Raw genomic sequence first — 21,560 nt, 5'->3', positions numbered from 1 at the left:
GCCGCGTCGGAGGCCTCGCCGGCCGAGCCGGGCCGGCCGGCGGTGAGATGCGCCGGGACCAGCTCGCCGAGGTCAGTGGAGAGCTGGGTGCCCAGCGCCCCCGTCAGCTGCAGCACCGTCCAGGAGGTGCAGGTGCCGGGCTGGAGCGCGGGGCTGGCCAGCGGTGCGGTGATGCCGTCGGTGACCGCCAGCGCGGTCGCGGGCGCGTTCGGCCTCGTCAGGTCCCGCGCGGCCGCCGACCTCACCCAGGGGGCGGTCAGATAGCGGACGTTGCCGTCCGCGCGGCCCAGCACCAGCGCGCTCGCCTCGGCGCCGGTCGCACCGTCGGCCCGGGCGAAGTCCAGGGCCGCGCCCCCGGTGCCCTCCCTGGGCTCGGCGTAGCGGACGATGCGCAGGCCGTCGTAGAGGATCACCACACGGGCGCTGTCGACCTCGCCCGCGTACAGCAGCTGCGGCGGCCCGGGCGGGGCGCCGGTCTGGGTGCCGGGGGTGGAGGAGACGTGCACGGTCTCCCCGGGCCGGGCCCAGACGGCGAGGGCACGGCGCAGCAGCGCCCGGTCGCCGGTGAGCGGGCCGCGCGCGGGCCACACGGAGAAGTCGGTGCGGGCCGAGGACTCCCAGGCGGTGGGGGAGACCCGGGTCAGCTTGCCGGGGTCGAGGGCGGCCTGGGTCGCCGGGTTCGCGGCGGAGGCGGGGGAGGCGGCGCCGTCCGGGCCCCAGCCGCCGCCCGGCAGGACGAGCAGCAGTCCGCACATCGCGAGCGCGGCCGCGGTGGCGAGGACGGCCTTGGCGTGCTGCCGGCGCCGCATCAGGTCGGTGGGCCGGGCCTGCAGCGAGCAGGGGTCGAACTCCGGGGAGGACAGCAGGCCCGGCTGGGCGGGCACGCTGTTCGCCGAGGCCAGCGCGCCGTCCGGGTCGGCCACCCCGGCGCCCTGCAGAACCCTGCGGACGTCCGCGTCGGGGAGGTTGTCCAGGCCGCGCAGCACATAGGCGGCGCGGGCCGGGCCGTGCAGGGTGGACAGCCGCTGGTCCAGGGCCAGTTCGTCGGCGCCGCCCGAGCGCGGGAACAGCCGCAGCCCCCACACCTGCGGCAGCGGCGGCGGCAGCTGGGCGAACCGGGGCAGGCCCCTGCGCGGTCGGGCCGCCTCCAGGGCCGCCCGCAGGACCCGCTCGCGGAGGTAGGCGTACCCGGGGTCGTCCTTGCGGCCCGAGGCCTGGGCCGGGATCAGGGAGGCCTGCTTGCCGCCGCGGGGCAGGGCCCTCTGGGCGAGGGCGTGTGCGGTCAGCACGCGGCGGCCGCGGCCGAGGCCCGGCGGCAGCACCAGGTAGGCGATCCGGACCAGCCGTGGGTAGTGCTCGACGAGCGCGGCCTCGGCCTGCTCGACACCGGCCGGTCCGGTCGAGACGGGTGCGTGACGATGGGCTACATCCTGTGACTGCACGTCCAGGAAAACGAGCGAGCCGTTGGTTGGTCACCGTCAAGCGGCGGGCTCAGCCCCGCGGATCGACCAGGGCGCGCGCGTAGTTGGCCATCGACCGCTGGTAGCGCGGCAGGTGGGGGGCGAGAGCGCCGAGCACGAGGGACAGGCCCTCGCGGTCGCGGCCGAGGCTGGACAGGCACAGGGCGAGCACGGCCCGCACCGCGTCGTCCAACTCGTCCGAGGGGCCCTCCAGTTCGGGAGTGAGCAGCTTCACCCCCTCCTCCGCCTGTCCGGTGTTCCGCAGCGAGCTGGACAGCTGGATCTTCGCCCGGCGGGCCTTGTAGCCGCTGAGCCCCCGCGCCAGCGCCTCCCGGTACAGCGGCACCGCCCGGTCGGAGTGCCCGGTCGAGTCCCATGCGCAGGCCTGCTCGAACGGGCCCAGCGGGCTGCCGTCGGGCAGCTCGGCGACCAGTGCGTCGATGAGCGCGCGGAACTCGTGCGCCCGTTCCTCCGGATAGTCGTCGAAGGCGGCCCAGGCGGCGGCCACCCGGTCTTCCCAGTCCTGGTTCACCGGGCCACCCTCGCACACCCGTGCCCGTGCGGTCACGGCATTTGAGCGCAGCGCGCGCGGCAGCCGTATCCGAAGGAGCTGAGGCATGCTTGGCCCACCAGGACCCGGAGGAACAGATGAGGTTGACAAGGGCGGTGCTCTGCGCCACGGCCGTACTGGCTCTGGCCGGGTGCGGCTCGGGCACGGGCACCAAGGCGGTGCCGCCCACCGCGACCGGCAGCCTGGAGAGCCTGGCCGCGCAGGTGAAGTGCAAGCCGGACATGCAGACCGACGCCGACGAGATCCGCCAGGCCATCTGCCACAACCACGACGGCCGGTTCATCCTCGCCACCTTCGCGACCGACCGCGGCCAGCGCGAGTGGATCAACGACGCCAAGGACTACGGCGGTTACTACCTCGTCGGCCGCAAGTGGGTCGCCGTCGGCGACGACGGGACGGTCAAGGCGCTGCGCGGCACGCTCGGCGGGGACGTGGAGATCGGCACCGACCACTCCGCGCACGGCGGCTGAGGCGGGCGCGCACACGGGAAGGCCGGTGACGGGAGGGGGGTCCGTCACCGGCCTCGTTCGTGGCCCTGTCAGGCGTTCACGAGCAGTTCTGCCCGTTGTTGATGCAGTTGGCGATCTTGTCGGCCAGGCCACCGGTCGTGACGCTGATGAAGTCGTTGTGGTCGGTGATCGGCTTGTGCAACTGCTCCGGGAAGCCGTCCACGGCGTACGCGTTCTTCACCGTGCCGTCCGACTGGATGACCGGCTGCGGCACGTCGTACACCAGGCGCTCGGTCAGCTGCGGAATGGCCTTGAAGCCGTTCGGGCAGACGCCGCTGGCGGGGTCGGGGAAGGCGACGTGCGTGCGGTGGTTGGCGCTGTCGATGTTCTGGCCGTCCCAGCAGCTCTGGAAGGCGAACGTGCGCACCACCTTGCTGCCCTGCGGACAGATCGGGTACTTGTCCGTCAGCTGGACCTTGTCCTCGAAGCCGGTGCAGCTCCAGTGCGCGTTGGCGTTGGCCGGGCCGTTGGTGAAGGACTTGGCGTCACCGGTGATGATCCGCAGGAACTGCGGCATCGCGACGACCTTGCTCGCGGGCGAGCCGAGGTACTTGATCTGCGCCTGCTGGGGGACCAGGATCTTGCCGACGTTGAGGTCCTTGCCGCCGCCGTCCGCGTTGGCGTCCTTCTCCTGGGTGCCGTCCTGCTCGCGGATGACCGGCCAGTAGTACGCCGACAGGTCGTTGCGGTTCTGGCAGCTGGTGCCGCCCTGCAGGAAGGTGTCGTTGCTGGAGAAGGCGTTGACCTTCTGGTTGCCGACGTAGTCGTGGATGTGGTGGGCGCCGTTGGTCACGCCGGGGGCGGCGATCACGTTGTCGCTGTTGTGGTTCTGGTTGGCGTTGACACCGCACCTGGTGGTGAACGAACCGGTCGAGCCGTTGGGCGTGTTCTGCGGCTTGGCGAGCACGTTCGCCGCCACCTTCGTGATGTCCACGAAGTCCGCCGCGGTGGGCCCGTCCCCGGCCTGGCCGCCGTTGTTGCCCTGCTGGCCGCCGTTCTGACCGCCGGCGTTCTGGCCGCCGTTGTTCTGGCCGCCGTTGTTCTGCTGGCCACCGGTGTTGTTCTGCTGCCCGCCGTTGTCCTGCTGGCCGCCGTTGCCCTGCTGCTGCCCGCCGGACGTGGTCTGGTTGGCGTTCTGCGTGGTGCAGGCGGCGAGCTGGAGCAGCGCGCTGTTGAACCTGCCGCCGGCCCGCTGGATGTCGATCCGGATGCGGTTGATCGTCGCCGTCCGCTTCGACTTCAGGGGTCCGACGATCGAGTTCTGCACGAAGCTCGGGTCGTTCGCCTGGGCCTGCCGGGTGGAGGCGAGTCGGGTGTAGGCCTCGGTGATCTGCCGGTCGAGGTTGCCCAGCTCCCTGCTCACGCCGTAGCGGGCCCTGCGCGGCACGTTCGTCAGTTTCTGACCGATGTCCGGGCACGAGATCGTGGCGACCTGCGCGGTCGCGGCCTTGGTCTGGTTGCCTCCCCACGTCTGGTGGTTCGACTCGTGTGCCGAGGCGTAGAAGTTCGCCCACAGCAGCCCGCCCCCACCGAGCGCTAGGGCCGCCGATGCGGCTATGGCCTTGGTGGCCAGCGGCGTACGGCGTTTTCGTGTGTTGCGTCCCATGGAACTCCTCTGACTTCCTTGTGGGGCAGCATCGAGGCGCCCGACAGGAGTGAAGCGGCGCCCTTCCATACGGACGCCGCCCCAGAGGTGTTCACCATTCACAGGAATTCCTCGGCTGATCTCCTCCCGCAGGAGCTTCAACAGGCGCCTGACCAGCGGGAGTTGGTGTGCGCGTCGGCGATTGGTGACTCAGGACACCCCGTCGGTCCCGGCCAGCACCTTGGCCTCGACGGCGGGATCGAGGCCGGGGGCCGTGCGGTCCGGCCGCCGGGGTGCGGCCCCGCCGGCCCGGGTCAGCCAGTCCCAGGTGTCGGCGACCGTCTCGCCCACCGGCCGGCACCGCAGACCCGTGGCCACCGCCCGCGAGACGTCCCCCCGGTGCACGGCGTCGTGCATCTCGCCGCCCGGCGGCACCCACACCGGCAGCTGGGTCCACGGCTCGATCCCGGCGGCGAGGATCACCTCGGGGTCGGTCCAGCGCAGCTCGGCGTGCCCGCCGGTGACGTCGGCACACGCCCGCAGCAGCTCGCCCGTCGTGGTGTGGCCGGGCGGGCTCACCAGGTTGTACGGCCCGCTCAACTCCCGCACGAGGGCCCCGAGGAGCCAGCCCGCGAGGTCGCGCGCGTCGACGTACTGCAGGGGCAGGTCCAGCGGCCCCGGGGCCAGCACCGGGCCACCGCGCGCCATGCGGGTCAGCCACCAGGGCAGCCGGCCCACGTTCTCGTGCGGGCCGAGGATCAGCCCGGCCCGCACCAGCAGCGAGCCCTCGGCGCCGAAGGACTCCACGGCCGAAAGCTCGCCGCCCCGCTTGTCCCGGGCGTAGTCGGTCGCCCCGGCGCCGGCGTCCGCGCCCTCGACCAGCGGCGCGTCCTCGCCGGCTCCGGGCGGCCACGGCCAGGCGTACACGGAACGGCTGGAGACGTACGCGTACCGGGCGGCACGGCCCCGCAGCAGCCGTGCCGCCTCCCGTACGGCACGGGGAGCGGCCGACCAGGTGTCCACCACGGCGTCCCAGGTCCCGGTGTCCGCCGCGAGCGCGGCGAGGCCGTCGGGCGCGGTGCGGTCGCCGTGCAGCGCCCGCACTCCCGCCGGGGGCCGGTGCCGCCCCCGGTGCAGGACGGTCACCTCCCAGCCGCGTCCGAGCGCGGCCTCCACCACGGCCCGCCCCACGAACTCCGTACCGCCCAGCACAAGAAGTCTCATGCGGGCAAGCCTGCCCGCCGCGGGCGCGGAGCGACAGCGGACTCTGCCGAGGGCAGAGCGGTCAGCGGCCGGCGGGAGGCGCGTACGTGTAACCCACCCGGCGCACGGTCCGGATCGCCTGGCGGTGCTCGGCACCCAGCTTGCGGCGCAGCCGGGCGATGTGCACGTCGACGGTGCGCCCGTCGCCGACGTGGCCGTATCCCCACACCGTGGTGACCAGCTGGTCGCGGGTGTGCACCCGGTGCGGGTGCGCCACCAGGTGCGCGAGCAGCTCGAACTCCAGGTAGGTCAGGTCGAGTTCACGGCCGTCGACGGCGGCGGTGCGCCGCGCCGGGTCGATGTGCACCAGCGGCTCGGGGTCCGCCAGGCCGGTGTCGTCGCTCCGGTCCGGCCCCGCGGTCGGCGGGAACGGCGGCTGCCGGTCGGCCGGTACCAGCACCAGATAGCCGACCATCGGGGGCCGGCCGGGCAGGGCCGGCAGGGCGTGCTGCGGCGCGGGCAGCCAGGTGGCACCCGGCGGCAGGAGGTCCGCGACGTCGACCACCTCGTCCCGGTCGACGGCGCGCAGCCGGTGCCGGGTGGGGGCGGTCGGGGCGGTGGCGGTCGGGGTGGGGGCCGAGGGAAGGGAACGGGTGGTCGCCATGAGAGGTCAGCTCTTTCGCGCGAGAGGTTCGTCGGGAGAGGCGACGGGCCGCGACTCGTGGTCGGGCGCGCCGGGGGACGTACGTCGTTCCGCGCTGGCCGAGGGCCGGGGTGTACGGCTTCAGAGGGCCCGCGCGATCGCCGCGCGGCAACACACCCGGTCGAAGTCGTGGTGCTGACGGGAAGGCCAGAAGGGCTCGAGGTCGTGACGACCCGTCGCGGTGATCTTCTGGAAGCCGGCCATGCGTCCATTGAAGCAGAAGCGGGCGCCGGACAGCACCCTTCTCTCACTGCGTGGACGCCGCCCGGTCCGCGCACGGGCGAGTGACCGGACATGCGGAAAAGGGGCGCCCCACGGCGGGCGCCCCTCTCCGGGAAGCGGGGGGATCAGACCTGGCCGGCCTTCTCCAGCGCGGTGCAGCAGGTGTCCACCAGCAGGCGGGTCACCACGTACGGGTCGACGTTGGCGTTCGGGCGGCGGTCCTCGATGTAGCCCTTGCCGTCCTTCTCGACCTGCCACGGGATGCGGACGGAGGCGCCGCGGTCGGAGACGCCGTAGGAGAACCTGTCCCACGGGGCCGTCTCGTGCAGGCCCGTCAGGCGCTCGTCGATCCCGGCGCCGTAGTTCTTCACGTGGTCCAGCGGCTTGGAACCCTCGCCGAGCGCCTCGCACGCGGTGATGATCGCGGCGTACGGCCCCTCGCGCATCGCCCTGGTGGAGAAGTTGGTGTGCGCGCCGGCGCCGTTCCAGTCGCCCTTGACGGGCTTGGGGTCGAGGGTCGCGGAGACGCCGAAGTCCTCGGCGGTGCGGTACAGCAGCCAGCGGGCCACCCACAGCTGGTCGGAGACCTCCAGCGGGGACAGCGGGCCGACCTGGAACTCCCACTGGCCCGGCATGACCTCGGCGTTGATGCCGGAGATGCCGAGACCGGCCTTCAGACAGTTGTCCAGGTGCGCCTCGACGACCTCCCGGCCGAAGATCTCGTCGGCGCCGACACCGCAGTAGTAGCCGCCCTGCGGCGCGGGGAAGCCGCCCTCGGGGAAGCCCAGCGGCCGGGAGCCGTCGAAGAAGGTGTACTCCTGCTCGATGCCGAAGACCGGCTCCTGCGCCGCGAACCTCTCGGCGACCTCGGCCAGCGCGGCGCGGGTGTTGGTCCGGTGGGGGGTCAGGTCCGTGTCCAGGACCTCGCACAGCACCAGCACGTCGTCGCCGCCGCGGATCGGGTCCGGACAGGTGAAGACCGGCTTGAGCACGCAGTCCGAGGAGTGGCCCTCGGCCTGGTTGGTGGAGGAGCCGTCGAAGCCCCAGACGGGCAGCGCCCCGAGACCGGCCGGGGCACCCGCGATGACCTTCGTCTTGGAACGGAGCTTGGCCGTCGGCGCGGTGCCGTCGATCCAGATGTACTCAGCCTTGAAGGTCACGGGGCCACATCCTTCGGGGGTGGGTCGGGCGCACGGGGTGCGGGCGCCGCGGCGCCGGAGCGCCGCGTCGATCTGCCCGGCAGACTGCCAACGGGCGGTTTCCCGGCCATTGCCCTGCTGTGAACCGCGTGTTACCTGGTGGTGCTGTGCCGCGACTCACGCTGTACCCGAGAACAGGGGCGGTCCCATGACCGGATTCGACAGCCACGTCTTCCGCTTCGCGTACGACACGGTCCTCGCGAAGTGGCCCGCGGACCGCGAGGCGCTCAGCGTCCGCACGCCGTTCGGCGACACCCACGTCAACGCCTGCGGGCCCCGCGACGCACCCCCGCTGCTCCTGCTGCCGGGCGGCGGCGGGGCGACCTCCGCCTCCTGGTACGCCCAGCTCGGGGAACTGTCCCGCGTCCGCCGGGTCTACGCACCCGACCTGGTCGGCGCCGCCGGGCTGAGCGCCCCGGCCGGCGACCGCCACCCCCGTACGGTCGCCGACCTGGCCGACTGGCTGAACGCCCTGCTGGACGGCCTGGGCGTCGCCTCGGCCGATGTGGGCGGGCACTCGTACGGCGGCTGGATCGCCCTGCATCACGCCCTGCGCGCTCCCGCCCGGGTGCGCCGCCTGTTCCTCCTGGACCCGACCCAGTGCTTCGCCGGGTACAAGGCGGCGTACCTGCTCCATGCCCTGCCGATGCTGCTGCGGCCCACGCCCGACCGGGTCCGCGCCTTCCTGCGGTGGGAGACGGCGGGAGCGGCCCTGGATCCCGAGTGGCTCAGGCTGCAGGAGGCCGCGGCCGGGTTCCCGGCCGCGAAGCCGGTGACCGGCCCCCGGCCGGCGCCGGACGCGCTGCGCGCCCTGCGCGTGCCGGTCCTGCTGCTCGTGGCCGCGAACAGCAGGACCCATGACCCGAGTGAGGTGACGGCCCGGGCCCGTGGGCTGCTGCCGCACGTGGAGACCGCCGTAATGCCCGGCGTCTCGCACCACGCGCTGCCGCAGGCGGCACCGTCCGCCCTGGTCCGTCACCTCATCGGGTTCCTGGCGGCCTGAGCCTCACCCCACCTTCTCGATCAGCGCGTGGCGGATGAGGAACTTGCCCGGCTCACGGACCTGTTCGAAGGCCGCGTTGTTGAGCAGGACGCAACTGCCGGACACCGAGGTGACCTTCACCGTGGTGGACTTGTTGTTGTCCAGGTTGGTGACCTTCAGGGTCGTGCCCGCGGGGAACTGGTTGCTGGACGCCGCCGGGGCGCCGCCCTCACCCGAGAGCGTCACGGTGGAGCCCTTGCAGACCTGCTGACCGGAGGCGGCGGCACCGCCGCCGGCGTTGTTCCCCGTGGCGGCGGACTGCGAGGGCTGGGCCGACTGGGCACCGCCGGCCTGCTGGCCCGCGCCCTGCTGACCGGAGCCCTGCTGACCGGAGCCCTGCTGGCCGTTCTGCGCCTGCTGCCCGGCCTGGGAGCCCTGAGCCGACTCCCCAACCGTGCAACCGGACGCCTTCTGCTGGACCTCGATCTGCTTGATGACCGCCTCGCGGTTGGCGATCCGGGCCGCCGACTGCGCGTCCGGGTGCGCCTTCTGGTCCGCGATGAACCTGTCGTTGTTGCCGTGGGCCGTGGCCAGCCCCTGGCAGACGGTCGAGTCCGAGGCGGACAGGGTCTTCGCCTGCTGCGCGGGCTGGGCGGCGTTGGACGTGGTCGCCAACGCGAAGGCCCCGCCGCCCGCCACCGCCGCGGCACTGACGAGCAGCGCGATCTTCTTCTTCGTGCCGAGAGTTCTCCTGCGCGACATGCGCGCCTCCTGAAGAGGTAGGGGAGCGTACGCCGCTATGTACGAGATCCCGAACGAGGTTACTCAGCGGTTGCAGGAGTCAGTTGAAGTAACCTGTGTCACAGCTGTGTTGAAGACACGTCAGCTTTTGCTGTGGGAAATGGCCTCCCGCACGGCGTCCTCCGTCCGGGCGACCAGGGTGGTCCCGTCGTCGGCGGTGATGATCGGGCGCTGGATGAGCTTGGGGTGCTCGGCGAGCGCCGTGATCCACCGCTCCCGCGAAGCCTCGTCCCGCGCCCAGTCCTTGAGCCCCAGCTCCTTGGCGTCCGCTTCCTGGGTCCGGGTGATGTCCCAGGGCTCGAGGTTCAGCCGTTCGAGCACCGCCCTGATCTCGTCGGCGCTCGGCACGTCCTCCAGATAGCGCCGCACCGTGTACTCGGCCCCCTCGGCGTCGAGCAGGCTGATCGCGCTGCGGCACTTGGAGCAGGCCGGATTGATCCAGATTTCCATGCGGTACACGGTACGCGAAATCCGTCTGCCACCTGCGTCACGGTGGCCCCGAAAGCCCTTGCGGCCAGGGGCTTTTGTCAGTGGCGGGTCGTAGAATAGAAGCAGTGTTCGAGGGAGCCGCCGGACGCTCCGGCCGGCGCCCTGACCGCGACAGGAGGATGCCCGTGCCCGCTGCCGCCCTGAAGCCGAAGCCGTTGCCGACCCAGTCCACCGCCAAGCACCCCGTGCTGTTCGACTCGCCCTACGAGCCCGTGGCGAAGCGGCCGCTGCCGGCCGGGCGGCCCCGCGAGTGGTACGTCCGGCACAACCGGCGCCTGAAGGCCATGCGCCTCGCCATAGCCCTGCTCGACTCCGGCGTCTACCTGCCGGACCAGGCCCGCGACGACACCATCCGCGGCGCCGCCGAGAAGATCGGCATGCGCCCGCCGTCCGACACCACGTGCCACATGGTGCGGGCGTTCATGCGCTACAACCGGTGAGCCCCAACCGCTGAACCCCGGCGCCGGGCCCCTGACCGGGCGCCCGGCGCCATCGGCCTTCCGGCGCCGGCCTTTCGGGCTCCGCCCGTCTTCGGGCGCCCGCTGTCTTTCGGGGCGCGCTCGTCTTCCGGCGCCGACCCGCCTCCCGGCGTGTATCGCCCTCCGGCGGCCTGGCTTCCGGCCGGCAGCGCCGCCTTGCCGTCGGCCTCGTCGGCACGGGTTCGTCGAGGTGTCCCCGGGTGGGCCGGAATTCCGTGCCGGCCGCTCGTGATTCGACGACACCTTGCCCGGGACCGGAGAGCGGGGCGCCGGGCGGCTCGCCGCCGGCGCGGGCGTGACCGTTCGAGGGCCTCGCCCGGCTGTCGTCGCTGCCGCGGTTCTCGCGGCGGAGTACGGCAACCGGGCCCGCCGCGCCCCCGGCGTGCTCCGGCCACGCCGTCGTGCATGCGCCACGGCCGGCCAGGCCCTGCGGTCGGTTCAGGCGGGCCGGGCGCAGGCCGGTGGGCGCGGGTCGGGTTCGTTCGGCTGGGTCAGCAGGGTGGTCACGAGGGCCCGGCAGTCCTCGGGGTGGTCGCGAAACCAGAGGCCCAACCGGTGGTCCGCGTCGGGGAGTTCGAAGCGGGCGTAACAGGCGCGGGCCGTGAGCGCGGTCTGCACCGCCTGGGTCACGGCCGGCGGGATGACCGCGTCGGTGCCCGGGACCGCCAGCACCGCCCGGCCCTCATAGGCCGCGAAGGCCCGCAGCGCGGGGGAGGTCCGCCAGGCGTCCGGGGTGCGGATGATCTCGGTGAACCGGCCCCGGCCGTCGCCGAACGGCACGTCCCACGCCTGGGGCGCGTACACCGCGGGCGCGCACAGGCCCACCGCCGCCACCCGGCGCCCGTAGTGGCGCACCAGGTCGGCGACGGTGTGTCCGCTCATGCTGAAGCCCACCAGGACCAGCGGGTCGTCCGCGGGCGCGCGTTCGCCGATCACGGCCACCGCCTGCTCGAACCGGCGCCGCAGGCTCAACTCCGCCAGGACGCCGCTGCTCTCGCCGTGGCCCGAGAAGTCGAACGCCAGGGCGTGACAGCCCCGCGCGGCGAACTCCGCGGCCAGCGGCAGGAGCCGCTCCTTGCTGCCGTTGCCCGCACCGTGCAGCAGGACCGCCGTGGCCCGGCCGGGCGGCCCTGCGCTCACCCCGCTGAGCCGTTCGCCGTCGTACGCCTGCGTGAAACCGGAGAGTTCAGCCATGGCGGCCATTCACTCACGGCAGGGCGGCCCCGGAAAACCGGATGCAGCCACGCGAACGCTCTCCCTACCCTGAACAAACGGCGTGAAGCCGACACTTCCCACCCCGGCACACCACCCAGGAGGTCGTCATGCGTGGCATCGTCGCGACCGGGACGGTCGTCCTGGTCATTCTCGGAATCGGCAACCACCTCTGGTGGCTCGCCGCCGTCGCACTGCTCTATCTGTACGCGACGCACGGCCGCGGCTCGCCCGGCACGGCCCCGCCCGCCGGCACGGGCGCCCTGCCCGACAGCTACCGGGCGTACCGGGACCGCCGCGACCGGCAGGCCAAGTGGGAGCGCCGCTACCACCGCGAGCGTCCCTTCGAGGCCCGCCGTCAGCAGCGGGAGAAGAGCAGGTGAGCAGGGCGCCCCCGGTCACAGGCCGGGGGCGCCCCACACCGGGAACCAGCGGCCCAGGTCCGGTTCGATCCGCAGATCGTCCGCCAGCACCGACTTGATCTGCAGCTCCAGCGCGTTGTCCCGCCGCTCGCCCGCGCCGGCCAGCGGCGCGAACGGGTAGAAGGTGCCCCGCTTGTACAGGTAGACCAGCGCCAGCCTGCGCCCGCCGCCGTCGGTGAAACCGACGAGCGAGCACAGCAGCTGCGGGCCGAAGCCGTTGACCTCCATCGAGCTGTTCACCGCGTGCAGGTCGTTCACAAGCTGCGGCAGCTGGTCGGGCCCCCGCTGGGAGACCAGCCACGAGTAGCCGTAGTCGTCCCGGCGCAGCTCCACCGGCGGCCCGGCGCGGTCGGCGTCCGCGTCGAGCAGCGCCTGGACCTCCCGATGTGTCTGCTCGAAGGCCGCGCCCTCCACCGTGGCGAAGCACACCGCCCCGCCCCCGGTCGGCGTGAAACCGGCCGCCACCTGGAGCGTCACGGCCGCCGAGGGCAGCGCGAACAGCTGGTCGAGGTCCGGGGCGACCGGTTTGGTGCGCCCCAGCAGGATGTCCAGCAGCCCCAACGCTCAGCCCGCCTTCCGCCGCAGTGTCATGCTCGGTCCGCCTTCCCGGGGACGGCGGCCTCGCCCAGCTCCGCGGAGATCCGGCCCAGCTGCTCCAGCCGCTGCTCCAGGGTCGGGTGGGTGGAGAAGAACCGCTCCAGGCCGGGCTCCTTGCCGGTCGCCGGCGTGAAGTAGAAGGCGTTGAAGGCCTGGGCCGTGCGCAGGTCCTTGGTCGGGATCCGGCCGATGTCCCCGGTCACCTTGGTGAGCGCCGAGGCCAGCGCGGAGGGCCGGCCCGTCAGGTGCGCGGCCGCGCGGTCGGCCGCCAGCTCCCGGTACCGGGACAGCGCCCGGATCAGCAGGAAGCTGAGCGCGTACACGGCGGCCGAGACACCCATCACGCCGACGAAGATCACGGCGGTGTTCTGGTCCCTGCGGCCCCCGCCGAAGATCTGCGAGTAGAAGGCGAACCGCACGATCAGTCCCGCGATCACGCCGAGGAACGACGCGATCGTGATCACCGCGACGTCCTTGTGCGCCACGTGCGACAGCTCGTGCGCGAGCACGCCCTCCAGCTCGGCGGGCTCCAGCCGCCGCAGCAGTCCCGTGGTCACACAGACCACGGCATGATCGGGATTGCGCCCCGTCGCGAACGCGTTCGGCATGTCCATCTCGGACACGGCGACCACCGGCTTGGGCATGTCCGCGATCGCGCACAGCCGGTCGACCACCGCGTGCAGCTCGGGATACTCCTCCCGCTCCACGACCCGCCCGCGCATGGCGAACATCGCGATCCGGTCGGAGAACCAGAACTGCGCCACGAACAGGGCGCCGATCAAGACGACGACCAGCAGCCAGGACTTCAGCAGCACGATCAGCGCGGCGACGAAGCCCACGTACAGCAGTCCAAGCAGAAACATCGTGACCGTCATCCGCACGGTCAACCGCCGGTCGCTCCTAAAGCGGCTCTGCATCTTGCATCACCCCGCAGTCAGGCACTCGTCCCGCTGTCCAGTGTGCACCTGGGGCGTCCCATGAACAGGTCCAAAGCCGCCCTGCTCCGGGCAAAGATTCCCGGTGGGGGCGGGTGCCCCGGACCGCCGGCACCCCGGCGATCACGCCTCACGCGCACGGACGGCCGGGCCCGGTCAGTAGCCGGACCGTATCTGAGCGTAGCCGAGCAGCACGATCACCACGGCCACGCAACCCAGCACCACCGCCGTCGACACCCAGGACGAGCGGCGCGGCCCGGCGGGGTCCGGGTCGCAGCGGAACGGCGCCGGGTCCGGGGGGTTCTCCTTCCAGCGGGCGGCCAGCATCCGGGCCCGCGCGGAAGGCTCCTTGTGCGCGGCCGAGTTCGCCCACCTGTGATCGAACTCCCGCTCCCACTCGTCCTGTTGCGACATTCCCCGTTCTACCTCTCTCGTCCGGCAGGGTGCAGGAGGGATCATCCCCCGAGAGTAGGAGACCTGGGAAGCGCAAAAGGTTGCTCAAGATGCCACCGGATGGGCGCGCAGTTAACATCAACAAGTGAAGCCGCACCGAGGGGTGCCCGAGGATGTATGCCCCTCCCACTCACATTCGTGCGGCAGCCCTACGGCCGCGCCGGATGTCCCATTCCGAGGTCGCGGGCCATCCCGCTCGTGCCCGGAAGCCGCACGACGGGTGGAAGGAAGGTGGATCCATGAATGCACATCGCGCGAGGCGACTCGCCGCAATGTCCGCGGTCGGCGTGCTGACGGCCGGTGGAGCCGCGATCGGCACCGCCGGCACCGCATCTGCCGCCACACCGACCCAGGTCACCCAGATCACGACGAACCGTGGCTGCTACTACAACAACTGGTTCGGCAGCAACTGCTTCAGCGGCGCCAATTTCTACGGCACGAACTACGGCTACGGCTACGGTTCCGGTTTCGGCTACACCACGCCCTTCGTGGTCGTCGTGCTGCGCTGACACCGGCGCACCGCCGCCCACCCGATCTCACCCAGCCAGGCCAGGCCAGAACACGTCCGAGGGCCGCCACCCGTCCCGGGTGGCGGCCCTCGCCGCCGCCCACCGGATCCTCAAGGGCGCTCGGCCCGCTCGGTCCGGGCCGATGGCGAACTGGAGTGATCACCAAGGGCCCGAGCCCGATCAGCAGTGGCACAGCATGCGCACGACGATGCAGTCCTCATGGAGCCCGTCGAGGTAGGCGGTGGTTTGCCGGGCGTAGGCGGCCGAGGGCTCCTCGCCGGGCAGGACGTGCGTGAACGGCCCTGGCCGGTCTGCCTCGGTCCACTGCCCGTCCAGGGTGAGCAGGGCGGTGGTGGCGAGGGCCCATGACGCCGCGCCGTCCAAGTCCGCTCGCAGGTCCCGGGTGAAGCAGGAGATCGGGTCGCTTTCCGGCCCCAGCACCCACAGGCCCAGGTTCGGATAGCGCTCCCGGGCCGAACGGTGGCTCAGCGCGCGCACCAAGGGCTGGGCGTGGTGGTCCGCGACAGCCTGCTCGCGGGGATAGCCCCGCGGGTTCGCACGGTGCCGTGCCAAGAAGGCGCTCAGCGGCTCGGCCGACGGGTGGTCGGCGACGAGACGTGCGAAGTCCCGCTGCTCGGCCTGCCACCGGGCTCGGGCCTCGGCGACGGCCTCGGCCTTGGTGGCCTCGAAGTCCAGCAGGCCCCGCGGTCCGCCGTCGCAGCGCAGTGGCCGGCGCGGTCGGCCGGCCGAGGAGGTCGTCCCGAAGATCAGTCGCGGATCACCGTCGAACTCCGGCCCGACGGCGAAACCGCCCTCGTCGCCGGCATCGATGTGCCACCAGTCCCATTCACCGTTCGGGTTCCACTCGTCATCAGGGAAGTTGATGTCGAACGGTGCCATCACGGCGTCCAGCGCCGCGCGCAGCTCCTGGGGAGAGGTCGGCGGCAGGCACACGTTCAGGTAGAACTTGCTCACGACCACCCCTGTGCTCACTGATCAGCAGGGGATGATCTTAAGGGGGCCCTTCGCTGCTGTCCTGTTGTTCGCTCCGACCCCCGGTCGGACAGGGGCGACAAGCGGCGGCGGGGCCAGAAAAACAGGCCGTCGGCCGTACCCTTCCACGCAGGAAGAGCACGGCCGACGGCCCACAGACGGCCCAGGGGAGCGGTTACCCGCTCTGACCTGGGGTGATGTCACACGTCGAAGTAGAGCTCGAACTCGTGCGGGTGCGGGCGCAGCTGCAGCGGCGCGATCTCGTTGGTGCGCTTGAAGTCGATCCAGGTCTCGATCAGGTCCGGCGTGAAGACGTCGCCCTGGAGGAGGAACTCGTGGTCGGCCTCGAGCGAGTCGAGGACGGCCGGCAGCGAGGTCGGGACCTGGGCGACGTTCGCGTGCTCCTCGGGAGCCAGCTCGTACAGGTCCTTGTCGATCGGCTCGGCCGGCTCGATCTTGTTCTTGATGCCGTCCAGGCCCGCCAGCAGCAGGGCGGAGAAGGCCAGGTACGGGTTGCCGGAGGAGTCGGGCGCGCGGAACTCGACGCGCTTGGCCTTCGGGTTGGAGCCGGTGATCGGGATACGCATGGCCGCGGAGCGGTTGCGCTGCGAGTACACCAGGTTGATCGGCGCCTCGAAGCCCGGCACCAGGCGGTGGTACGAGTTCACCGTCGGGTTGGTGAAGGCCAGCAGCGACGGGGCGTGCTTGAGGATGCCGCCGATGTAGTAGCGGGCGGTGTCCGACAGGCCCGCGTAGCCGGCCTCGTCGTAGAACAGCGGGTCGCCGTTGCTCCACAGCGACTGGTGCACGTGCATGCCCGAGCCGTTGTCACCGAAGATCGGCTTCGGCATGAAGGTCGCGGTCTTGCCGTTGCGCCAGGCCACGTTCTTCACGATGTACTTGAACAGCTGCAGGTCGTCGGCGGCGGCGAGCAGCGTGTTGAACTTGTAGTTGATCTCGGCCTGGCCGGCGGTGCCCACCTCGTGGTGCTGGCGCTCGACCTTCAGGCCGGACCGCTCCAGCTCCAGGGAGATCTCGGCGCGCAGGTCGGCGAAGTGGTCGACCGGCGCCACCGGGAAGTAGCCGCCCTTGTAGCGGACCTTGTAACCACGGTTGTTCTCCAGGGCGCCCGTGTTCCAGGCGCCCGCCTCGGAGTCGATGTGGTAGAAGGACTCGTTCGCGCTGGTCGCGAAGCGCACGGAGTCGAAGACGTAGAACTCGGCCTCGGGGCCGAAGTACGCGGTGTCCGCGATGCCGGTCGAGGCGAGGTAGGCCTCGGCCTTCTTCGCCACGTTGCGCGGGTCACGGGAGTACTGCTCGCCCGTGATCGGGTCGTGGATGAAGAAGTTGATGTTGAGGGTCTTGTCCCGCCGGAACGGGTCCACCCGGGCGGTGGAGAGGTCGGCGCGCAGCGCCATGTCGGACTCGTGAATGGCCTGGAATCCGCGGATCGACGATCCGTCGAAGGCCAGCTCCTCGTCCGGGTCGAACGCCTCAACGGGCACCGTGAAGTGCTGCATCACGCCCGGCAGGTCGCAGAAGCGGACGTCGATGAACTTGACGTCCTCGTCCGCGATGAACTTCTTGGCCTCGTCGGCGTTCTGGAACATCCAGCTCCTCCTACTCCCGACCGTCTACGCCGGGGCGGTAGATCCTTCGTGCGGCCAGTGCGGTGGCACACGGTGGTCTCGACCCTAGGGACGGGTGATTTCTCGGGCGTGACCCGTTTGTTTCGCAGAAGTTAACCGGTCACTGGTCCACCCTAGCTCCGGGACACCCCGGCGTACCCCGGTCATTTGGGGACGCAGTACCGTGGTCGGGTGGACAACAGGCAGGCAATGGGATCGTGGCTCTCCGGGCCGCGCGCGGCCATGGAAGACGCCGGTGCGGACTTCGGATACCGGGGCGAGCAGCTGGGCCTTCCCGAGGAGGGCCCGAACTCGATCGCCCGGCCCGGCAGGCGGCTCGGGGCGATCGCCGTGGACTGGGGACTGAGCGTCCTGATCGCATACGGCTTGATCACGGACGGCTATGGCCCGGCCACCAGCAACTGGGCGCTCGGCGTCTTCTTCGTCATGAGCGTCCTGACCGTGGGTACCATCGGCTTCACCCCGGGCAAGCGCCTGTTCCGCATCCGGGTCGTGGCCCTGGAGACCGGCGCGGTCGACCCGCTGCGCTCGGTGCTGCGCACGTTCCTGCTGTGCCTGGCGATCCCCGCGCTGATCTGGGACCGCGACGGCCGCGGCCTGCACGACCGGCTCGCGAAGACGGTCGAGGTCCGCGTCTGACGCTCTTCCCGCGCTCCGCGGCGAGAGGCTCTTTTCGCGCTTCACCCGACAGACACTCGTCCCGCGCGTTACGACGAGACGCTCCTCCCTTGCTTCCACGACGAAGGGGGCGCCCGGATTCGCTCCGGGCGCCCCCTTCGTCGTAGGAGGGAGGGGATCAGCGACCCCGCGGGCCGCCCTTCGGCAGCTTCATGCCCTTGGGCATCGGACCCTTGGGCAGCGGCATGTTGGTCATCAGGTCGCCGAGCGCCCGCAGCCGGTCGTTGGTGGCGGTCACCTGCGGGCCGGTCAGCACGCGCGGGAACTTCAGCATGGTGGTGCGCAGCTTCTTCAGCTCGACCTGGCCCTCGCCGTTGCCCACGATGATGTCGTGCACCGGCACGTCGGCCACGATGCGGTTCATCTTCTTCTTCTCGGCGGCCAGCAGGCTCTTCACCCGGTTCGGGTTGCCCTCGGCGACCAGCACGATGCCGGCCTTGCCGACCGCGCGGTGCACCACGTCCTGGCTGCGGTTCATGGTCACCGCGGGGGTGGTCGTCCAGCCGCGGCCGATGTTGTCCAGCACCGCGGCCGCGGCCCCCGGCTGGCCCTCCATCTGGCCGAAAGCGGCCCGCTCGGCCCGTCGGCCGAACACGATCGCCGTCGCCAGCAGGCCGATCAGCAGACCGAAGATGCCCAGATAGACCGGGTGCTTGACCAGGAAGCCGATCGCGAGGAACACAACGAACGTGCCGATGCCGACGGCCCCGAGTACAAGGCCGATCTTCTTGTCGGCCTTGCGGGTCATCTTGTACGTGAGGGCGATCTGCTTCAGTCGCCCGGCATTCGCGGCGTCCGCCGCGGTTTCCTTCCTCGCCATGCCACGAAGTCTACGTGGCCCCGGGACGTGCCGACGACGGCAGTGCCCGCAGCGGGAAGGGGCGTCAGTGGCGGCCGCCGGCCTGCTCCAGGAAGCGCTGCGTTTCGACCCGGTCCTTGGCGCGGCGGCGGTCCTCGAGGACGGAGGTCCAGGCGTTGCGGCGGGCGGTGCGCTGACCGGCGTTCATCAGCAGCGACTCGACGGCGCGAAGGGCGTCGGTGAAGGACGGGATGGCGGTGGCGCGAACCGGCGCGGCCTGCATGATCGAGGTCCCCCCTCGGATCGGGTGGTGTACGGAGCGTGATACCAGAGTCACTGATTGGTGTTACCAGGGCGTGACCGAGCGGTCAAACACGCATGAAGCCTTGTCGCGGAGCCCGGCAACGCTGACGCGGCCCTGACGGGTGCCCTCATCAGCGAGGACGGCCAGGACCGCGTCGACTCGGCCTTTACTGGCCAGTAGCTACTTGTGCGTGAATTCACACGCTTGGCTCACACCGCCTGGGCGGCGATGTACGTGCCGCGCTTCTCCACGGCCATCTGGTAGAGGCGCCCGGCCCGGTACGAGGACCGCACCAGCGGGCCGGACATCACGCCGGAGAAGCCGATCCGCTCGGCCTCCTCCTTCAGCTCCACGAACTCCTGCGGCTTGACCCAGCGCTCCACGGGGTGGTGGCGGACGGAGGGGCGCAGGTACTGGGTGATGGTGACCAGCTCGCAGCCTGCGTCGTGCAGCTGCCTGAGGGCCTCGCTGACCTCCTCGCGGGTCTCGCCCATGCCGAGGATCAGGTTGGACTTGGTCACCAGGCCGTAGTCGCGGGCCGCGGTGATGACCTTCAGGGAGCGCTCGTAGCGGAAGCCGGGGCGGATCCGCTTGAAGATCCGGGGAACCGTCTCGACGTTGTGGGCGAAGACCTCCGGGCGGGCGGAGAAGACCTCCGCCAGCTGCTCGGGGACCGCGTTGAAGTCGGGGGCGAGCAGCTCGACCTTCGTGCGACCGCCCTCGCGCTGCGCCGTCTGCCGGTGGATCTGGCGCACGGTCTCCGCGTACAGCCAGGCGCCGCCGTCCTCCAGGTCGTCGCGGGCGACGCCGGTGATGGTGGCGTAGTTCAGGTCCATGGTGACCACGGACTCGCCGACGCGGCGCGGCTCGTCGCGGTCGAGGGCCTCGGGCTTGCCGGTGTCGATCTGGCAGAAGTCGCAGCGCCGGGTGCACTGGTCGCCACCGATGAGGAAGGTGGCCTCCCGGTCCTCCCAGCACTCGTAGATGTTCGGGCAGCCGGCTTCCTGGCAGACGGTGTGCAGGCCCTCGCTCTTCACGAGGTTCTGCATCTTGGTGTACTCGGGACCCATTTTCGCCCGCGTCTTGATCCACTCGGGCTTGCGCTCGATGGGGGTCTGGCTGTTGCGGACCTCCAGGCGCAGCATCTTGCGTCCGTCGGGGGTGACTGCGGACACGACCGGCTCCCTGTGACTTCGATTCCTCGGCGCACACCAGGGTACGCCCGTGCTAACTGAGCCCTTCCGCTGAGGCCAACCTCGCTGCCGCAGGGCGCATTCCCTCGATCAGGCCGACGCCCGCTCGATCTCCCGTGGCTTCGGCTCCGCGTTCTCCAGCACCTCGCGCAGGTGCTTCTCGACCACCGGCAGGACCTCCTCGACGGTGATGTCCCGGCCCAGCTCGCCCGCGAGGGACGCGACGCCCGCGTCGCGGATGCCGCACGGGATGATCCGGTCGAACCACTTGTTGTCCGGGTTCACGTTGAGGGCGAAGCCGTGCATCGTGACGCCCTTGGCGACGCGGATGCCGATCGCGGCGATCTTGCGGTCCTCGCGGCGCTGGCCGGCGTTGGAGGGGGCGTACTCGGGGCCGTTGAGCCGGGGGTCGAACTCCTCGTCGGTGAGCCGCGGGTCGAAGTCCAGGGAGAGACCTCCCGGCACCGGCCGCCGCTCGACCGGATCGCCGAGCACCCACACCCCGCTGCGGCCCTCGACCCGGGTGGTCTCCAGGCCGAACTCGGCGCAGGTGCGGATGAGGGCCTCCTCCAGGCGCCGTACGTGCGCCACCACGTCGACCGGGCGGGGCAGCTTCTGGATGGGGTAGCCCACCAGCTGGCCCGGGCCGTGCCAGGTGATCTTGCCGCCGCGGTCCACGTCGATCACGGGGGTGCCGTCCAGGGGGCGCTCGCTGTCCGCGGTGCGGCGGCCGGCCGTGTAGACCGGGGGGTGCTCCAGGAGCAGCACGGTGTCGGGGATCTCGTCGGCGAACCGGGCCGCGTGCACCCGGCGCTGCTCGTCCCAGGCCTCCTGGTAGTCGACGGCGTCCGCGCCGAACCCCATGTGGACGAACCGCAACTCACTCACGGCAAGCGCCTCCCTCGCGATGTCAGGCATGTCATGCGCCCACGCCACTGTACGTCCGTCGGGCGAACGTCATCCCTGCGGGCGTTTCTCACACGATCGGATGAATGAACAGGGAAATATGCGACCGGCCGCTCACTCTCCGCTACATTCGCGCCGTTCGTGAGGGCAAAAGGGCTGCTCACAGGCAATCCAGGCACTTCAGGGGCCCGGAAGGCAGGAGACCGCACCGCAGATGACGGACCGACCCGCGCAGCGCACCCCCAACCGCCAGCTCGCCGCGCTCATCGCAGAGGCGGGGTTCTCCAACGCGGGTCTGGCCCGTCGCGTCGACCAGCTCGGCCTGGAACACGGGCTGGACCTGAGATACGACAAGACCTCGGTGACCCGCTGGCTGCGCGGACAGCAGCCGCGGGGCACGACGCCGGCCCTCATCGCCGAGGTGTTCACGCGCCGGCTCGGGCGCCGCCTCACCGCCCAGGACCTAGGCCTGGACGCGTGCGCGCCCGTGTACGCCGGGCTGGAGTTCGCGGCCACCCCGGAGGAGGCCGTCGACATCGTCAGCGGGTTGTGGCGCAAGGACTCGGGCAGCCACGCCGAGCTGCGCAAGATCGCCTTCACCCCGGCCGGGCTCGTGGTGCCCAGCCGGGACTGGCTGATCGGCAAGGCCGACGACAAGGTGGCCCGGGAGCCGCTGCCCCGGGTGCCGGCGCAGGGCCGCCCGGCCC

The 21,560-nt window shown here is 71.5% G+C and carries 25 protein-coding genes and 1 pseudogene; 7 read left to right on the top strand and 19 right to left on the bottom strand.

All coding sequences use genetic code 11. From position 1 onward, the window contains the following. Window positions 1-1,442 (bottom strand): hypothetical protein (locus tag ACLU3S_RS25580; protein WP_413954300.1); only part of this gene is annotated, 1,442 nt, incomplete at its 3' end. 49 nt (window positions 1,443-1,491) lie between these two features. Next, window positions 1,492-2,010, bottom strand: a complete 519-nt coding sequence (locus tag ACLU3S_RS25575; RefSeq protein ID WP_413954302.1) for a tetratricopeptide repeat protein — start codon at window positions 2,008-2,010, stop codon at window positions 1,492-1,494. Window positions 2,011-2,108: 98 nt separating this feature from the next. On the opposite strand from ACLU3S_RS25575, the gene ACLU3S_RS25570 reads away from it, so the two are divergent. Next, entirely contained in the window at window positions 2,109-2,501 is a 393-nt protein-coding gene (locus tag ACLU3S_RS25570) for a hypothetical protein (protein WP_413954301.1), read from the top strand. A gap of 76 nt (window positions 2,502-2,577) precedes the next feature. On the opposite strand, the gene ACLU3S_RS25565 is transcribed toward ACLU3S_RS25570, so the two are convergent. The 5 genes from ACLU3S_RS25565 to glnII form a co-directional block, all read right to left on the bottom strand. Beyond that, the gene (locus ACLU3S_RS25565) at window positions 2,578-4,146 is read right to left on the bottom strand and encodes a DUF1996 domain-containing protein (RefSeq protein WP_413954299.1); all 1,569 of its coding nucleotides are present in this window, start codon (window positions 4,144-4,146) and stop codon (window positions 2,578-2,580) included. 189 nt (window positions 4,147-4,335) lie between these two features. Beyond that, window positions 4,336-5,349, bottom strand: a complete 1,014-nt coding sequence (locus ACLU3S_RS25560; RefSeq protein WP_413954298.1) for an NAD-dependent epimerase/dehydratase family protein — start codon at window positions 5,347-5,349, stop codon at window positions 4,336-4,338. Between the two features lie 61 nt (window positions 5,350-5,410). Then, window positions 5,411-5,992: a winged helix-turn-helix domain-containing protein gene (locus ACLU3S_RS25555; protein ID WP_413954297.1), complete on the bottom strand. Its 582-nt coding sequence runs from the start codon at window positions 5,990-5,992 to the stop codon at window positions 5,411-5,413. 120 nt (window positions 5,993-6,112) lie between these two features. Next, window positions 6,113-6,235: a hypothetical protein gene (locus ACLU3S_RS25550; protein WP_413954296.1), complete on the bottom strand. Its 123-nt coding sequence runs from the start codon at window positions 6,233-6,235 to the stop codon at window positions 6,113-6,115. A 143-nt stretch (window positions 6,236-6,378) separates the two neighbouring features. After that, entirely contained in the window at window positions 6,379-7,413 is a 1,035-nt protein-coding gene (glnII, locus tag ACLU3S_RS25545) for a glutamine synthetase (protein ID WP_413954295.1), read from the bottom strand. Window positions 7,414-7,600: 187 nt separating this feature from the next. Here glnII and ACLU3S_RS25540 point away from each other — a divergent pair, with 187 nt between their 5' ends. Then, complete coding sequence (locus ACLU3S_RS25540) at window positions 7,601-8,455, top strand: alpha/beta fold hydrolase (protein WP_413954294.1); 855 nt, start codon at window positions 7,601-7,603, stop codon at window positions 8,453-8,455. 3 nt (window positions 8,456-8,458) lie between these two features. Here the strand turns inward: ACLU3S_RS25540 and ACLU3S_RS25535 are convergent, their stop codons facing one another. Continuing rightward, window positions 8,459-9,196, bottom strand: coding sequence for a hypothetical protein (locus tag ACLU3S_RS25535; protein WP_413954293.1), 738 nt, complete (start codon window positions 9,194-9,196; stop codon window positions 8,459-8,461). A gap of 120 nt (window positions 9,197-9,316) precedes the next feature. Continuing rightward, complete coding sequence (locus tag ACLU3S_RS25530; protein WP_413954292.1) at window positions 9,317-9,685, bottom strand: arsenate reductase family protein; 369 nt, start codon at window positions 9,683-9,685, stop codon at window positions 9,317-9,319. A 164-nt stretch (window positions 9,686-9,849) separates the two neighbouring features. Here ACLU3S_RS25530 and ACLU3S_RS25525 point away from each other — a divergent pair, with 164 nt between their 5' ends. After that, window positions 9,850-10,164, top strand: a complete 315-nt coding sequence (locus tag ACLU3S_RS25525; protein ID WP_413954291.1) for a hypothetical protein — start codon at window positions 9,850-9,852, stop codon at window positions 10,162-10,164. Between the two features lie 477 nt (window positions 10,165-10,641). On the opposite strand, the gene ACLU3S_RS25520 is transcribed toward ACLU3S_RS25525, so the two are convergent. Beyond that, on the bottom strand, window positions 10,642-11,397 hold the full coding sequence (locus tag ACLU3S_RS25520) for an alpha/beta hydrolase (RefSeq protein WP_413954290.1): 756 nt from the start codon (window positions 11,395-11,397) through the stop codon (window positions 10,642-10,644). A gap of 128 nt (window positions 11,398-11,525) precedes the next feature. Between ACLU3S_RS25520 and ACLU3S_RS25515 the strand changes: the two genes are divergently transcribed. Beyond that, on the top strand, window positions 11,526-11,798 hold the full coding sequence (locus ACLU3S_RS25515; protein WP_413954289.1) for a hypothetical protein: 273 nt from the start codon (window positions 11,526-11,528) through the stop codon (window positions 11,796-11,798). A 15-nt stretch (window positions 11,799-11,813) separates the two neighbouring features. Here ACLU3S_RS25515 and pspAB read toward each other — a convergent pair whose 3' ends face one another. The 3 genes from pspAB to ACLU3S_RS25500 all read right to left on the bottom strand — a co-directional run bounded on the left by pspAB (window position 11,814) and on the right by ACLU3S_RS25500 (window position 13,783). Continuing rightward, window positions 11,814-12,398, bottom strand: coding sequence for a PspA-associated protein PspAB (gene pspAB / locus ACLU3S_RS25510; RefSeq protein ID WP_413954288.1), 585 nt, complete (start codon window positions 12,396-12,398; stop codon window positions 11,814-11,816). Between the two features lie 26 nt (window positions 12,399-12,424). Continuing rightward, window positions 12,425-13,351, bottom strand: a complete 927-nt coding sequence (htpX, locus tag ACLU3S_RS25505) for a zinc metalloprotease HtpX (protein WP_413954287.1) — start codon at window positions 13,349-13,351, stop codon at window positions 12,425-12,427. Between the two features lie 174 nt (window positions 13,352-13,525). Then, window positions 13,526-13,783: a hypothetical protein gene (locus ACLU3S_RS25500; RefSeq protein ID WP_413954286.1), complete on the bottom strand. Its 258-nt coding sequence runs from the start codon at window positions 13,781-13,783 to the stop codon at window positions 13,526-13,528. Window positions 13,784-14,061: 278 nt separating this feature from the next. Here ACLU3S_RS25500 and ACLU3S_RS25495 point away from each other — a divergent pair, with 278 nt between their 5' ends. Then, on the top strand, window positions 14,062-14,331 hold the full coding sequence (locus tag ACLU3S_RS25495) for a hypothetical protein (RefSeq protein WP_413954285.1): 270 nt from the start codon (window positions 14,062-14,064) through the stop codon (window positions 14,329-14,331). Between the two features lie 180 nt (window positions 14,332-14,511). Here ACLU3S_RS25495 and ACLU3S_RS25490 read toward each other — a convergent pair whose 3' ends face one another. Together ACLU3S_RS25490 and glnA are read right to left on the bottom strand one after the other, a co-directional pair. Next, on the bottom strand, window positions 14,512-15,306 hold the full coding sequence (locus ACLU3S_RS25490) for a hypothetical protein (protein WP_413954284.1): 795 nt from the start codon (window positions 15,304-15,306) through the stop codon (window positions 14,512-14,514). A gap of 218 nt (window positions 15,307-15,524) precedes the next feature. After that, the gene (gene glnA, locus ACLU3S_RS25485; protein WP_413954283.1) at window positions 15,525-16,934 is read right to left on the bottom strand and encodes a type I glutamate--ammonia ligase; all 1,410 of its coding nucleotides are present in this window, start codon (window positions 16,932-16,934) and stop codon (window positions 15,525-15,527) included. Between the two features lie 210 nt (window positions 16,935-17,144). Here glnA and ACLU3S_RS25480 point away from each other — a divergent pair, with 210 nt between their 5' ends. Continuing rightward, on the top strand, window positions 17,145-17,612 hold the full coding sequence (locus tag ACLU3S_RS25480; RefSeq protein WP_413954282.1) for an RDD family protein: 468 nt from the start codon (window positions 17,145-17,147) through the stop codon (window positions 17,610-17,612). Between the two features lie 157 nt (window positions 17,613-17,769). Here the strand turns inward: ACLU3S_RS25480 and ACLU3S_RS25475 are convergent, their stop codons facing one another. From ACLU3S_RS25475 to lipB, 4 genes are all read right to left on the bottom strand, one after another. After that, complete coding sequence (locus ACLU3S_RS25475; RefSeq protein ID WP_413954281.1) at window positions 17,770-18,471, bottom strand: DUF4191 domain-containing protein; 702 nt, start codon at window positions 18,469-18,471, stop codon at window positions 17,770-17,772. A gap of 64 nt (window positions 18,472-18,535) precedes the next feature. Continuing rightward, window positions 18,536-18,733, bottom strand: coding sequence for a hypothetical protein (locus ACLU3S_RS25470; protein ID WP_413954280.1), 198 nt, complete (start codon window positions 18,731-18,733; stop codon window positions 18,536-18,538). Between the two features lie 230 nt (window positions 18,734-18,963). After that, window positions 18,964-19,929, bottom strand: coding sequence for a lipoyl synthase (gene lipA / locus ACLU3S_RS25465; protein ID WP_413954279.1), 966 nt, complete (start codon window positions 19,927-19,929; stop codon window positions 18,964-18,966). 108 nt (window positions 19,930-20,037) lie between these two features. Then, window positions 20,038-20,835 (bottom strand): lipoyl(octanoyl) transferase LipB, encoded by a 798-nt coding sequence (lipB, locus tag ACLU3S_RS25460; protein WP_413954278.1) that lies wholly within the window; start codon window positions 20,833-20,835, stop codon window positions 20,038-20,040. A gap of 232 nt (window positions 20,836-21,067) precedes the next feature. Here lipB and ACLU3S_RS25455 point away from each other — a divergent pair. Beyond that, window positions 21,068-21,560, top strand: a pseudogene (locus tag ACLU3S_RS25455) (regulator); the annotation flags it as partial.

The sequence above is a fragment of the Streptomyces sp. AF1A genome, assembly GCF_047340315.1.
In the GTDB taxonomy this organism is placed as follows: Bacteria; Actinomycetota; Actinomycetes; order Streptomycetales; family Streptomycetaceae; genus Streptomyces.
Note: the sequence above shows the minus strand (reverse complement) of the source record. Positions and strands in the feature narration are given on the sequence as shown.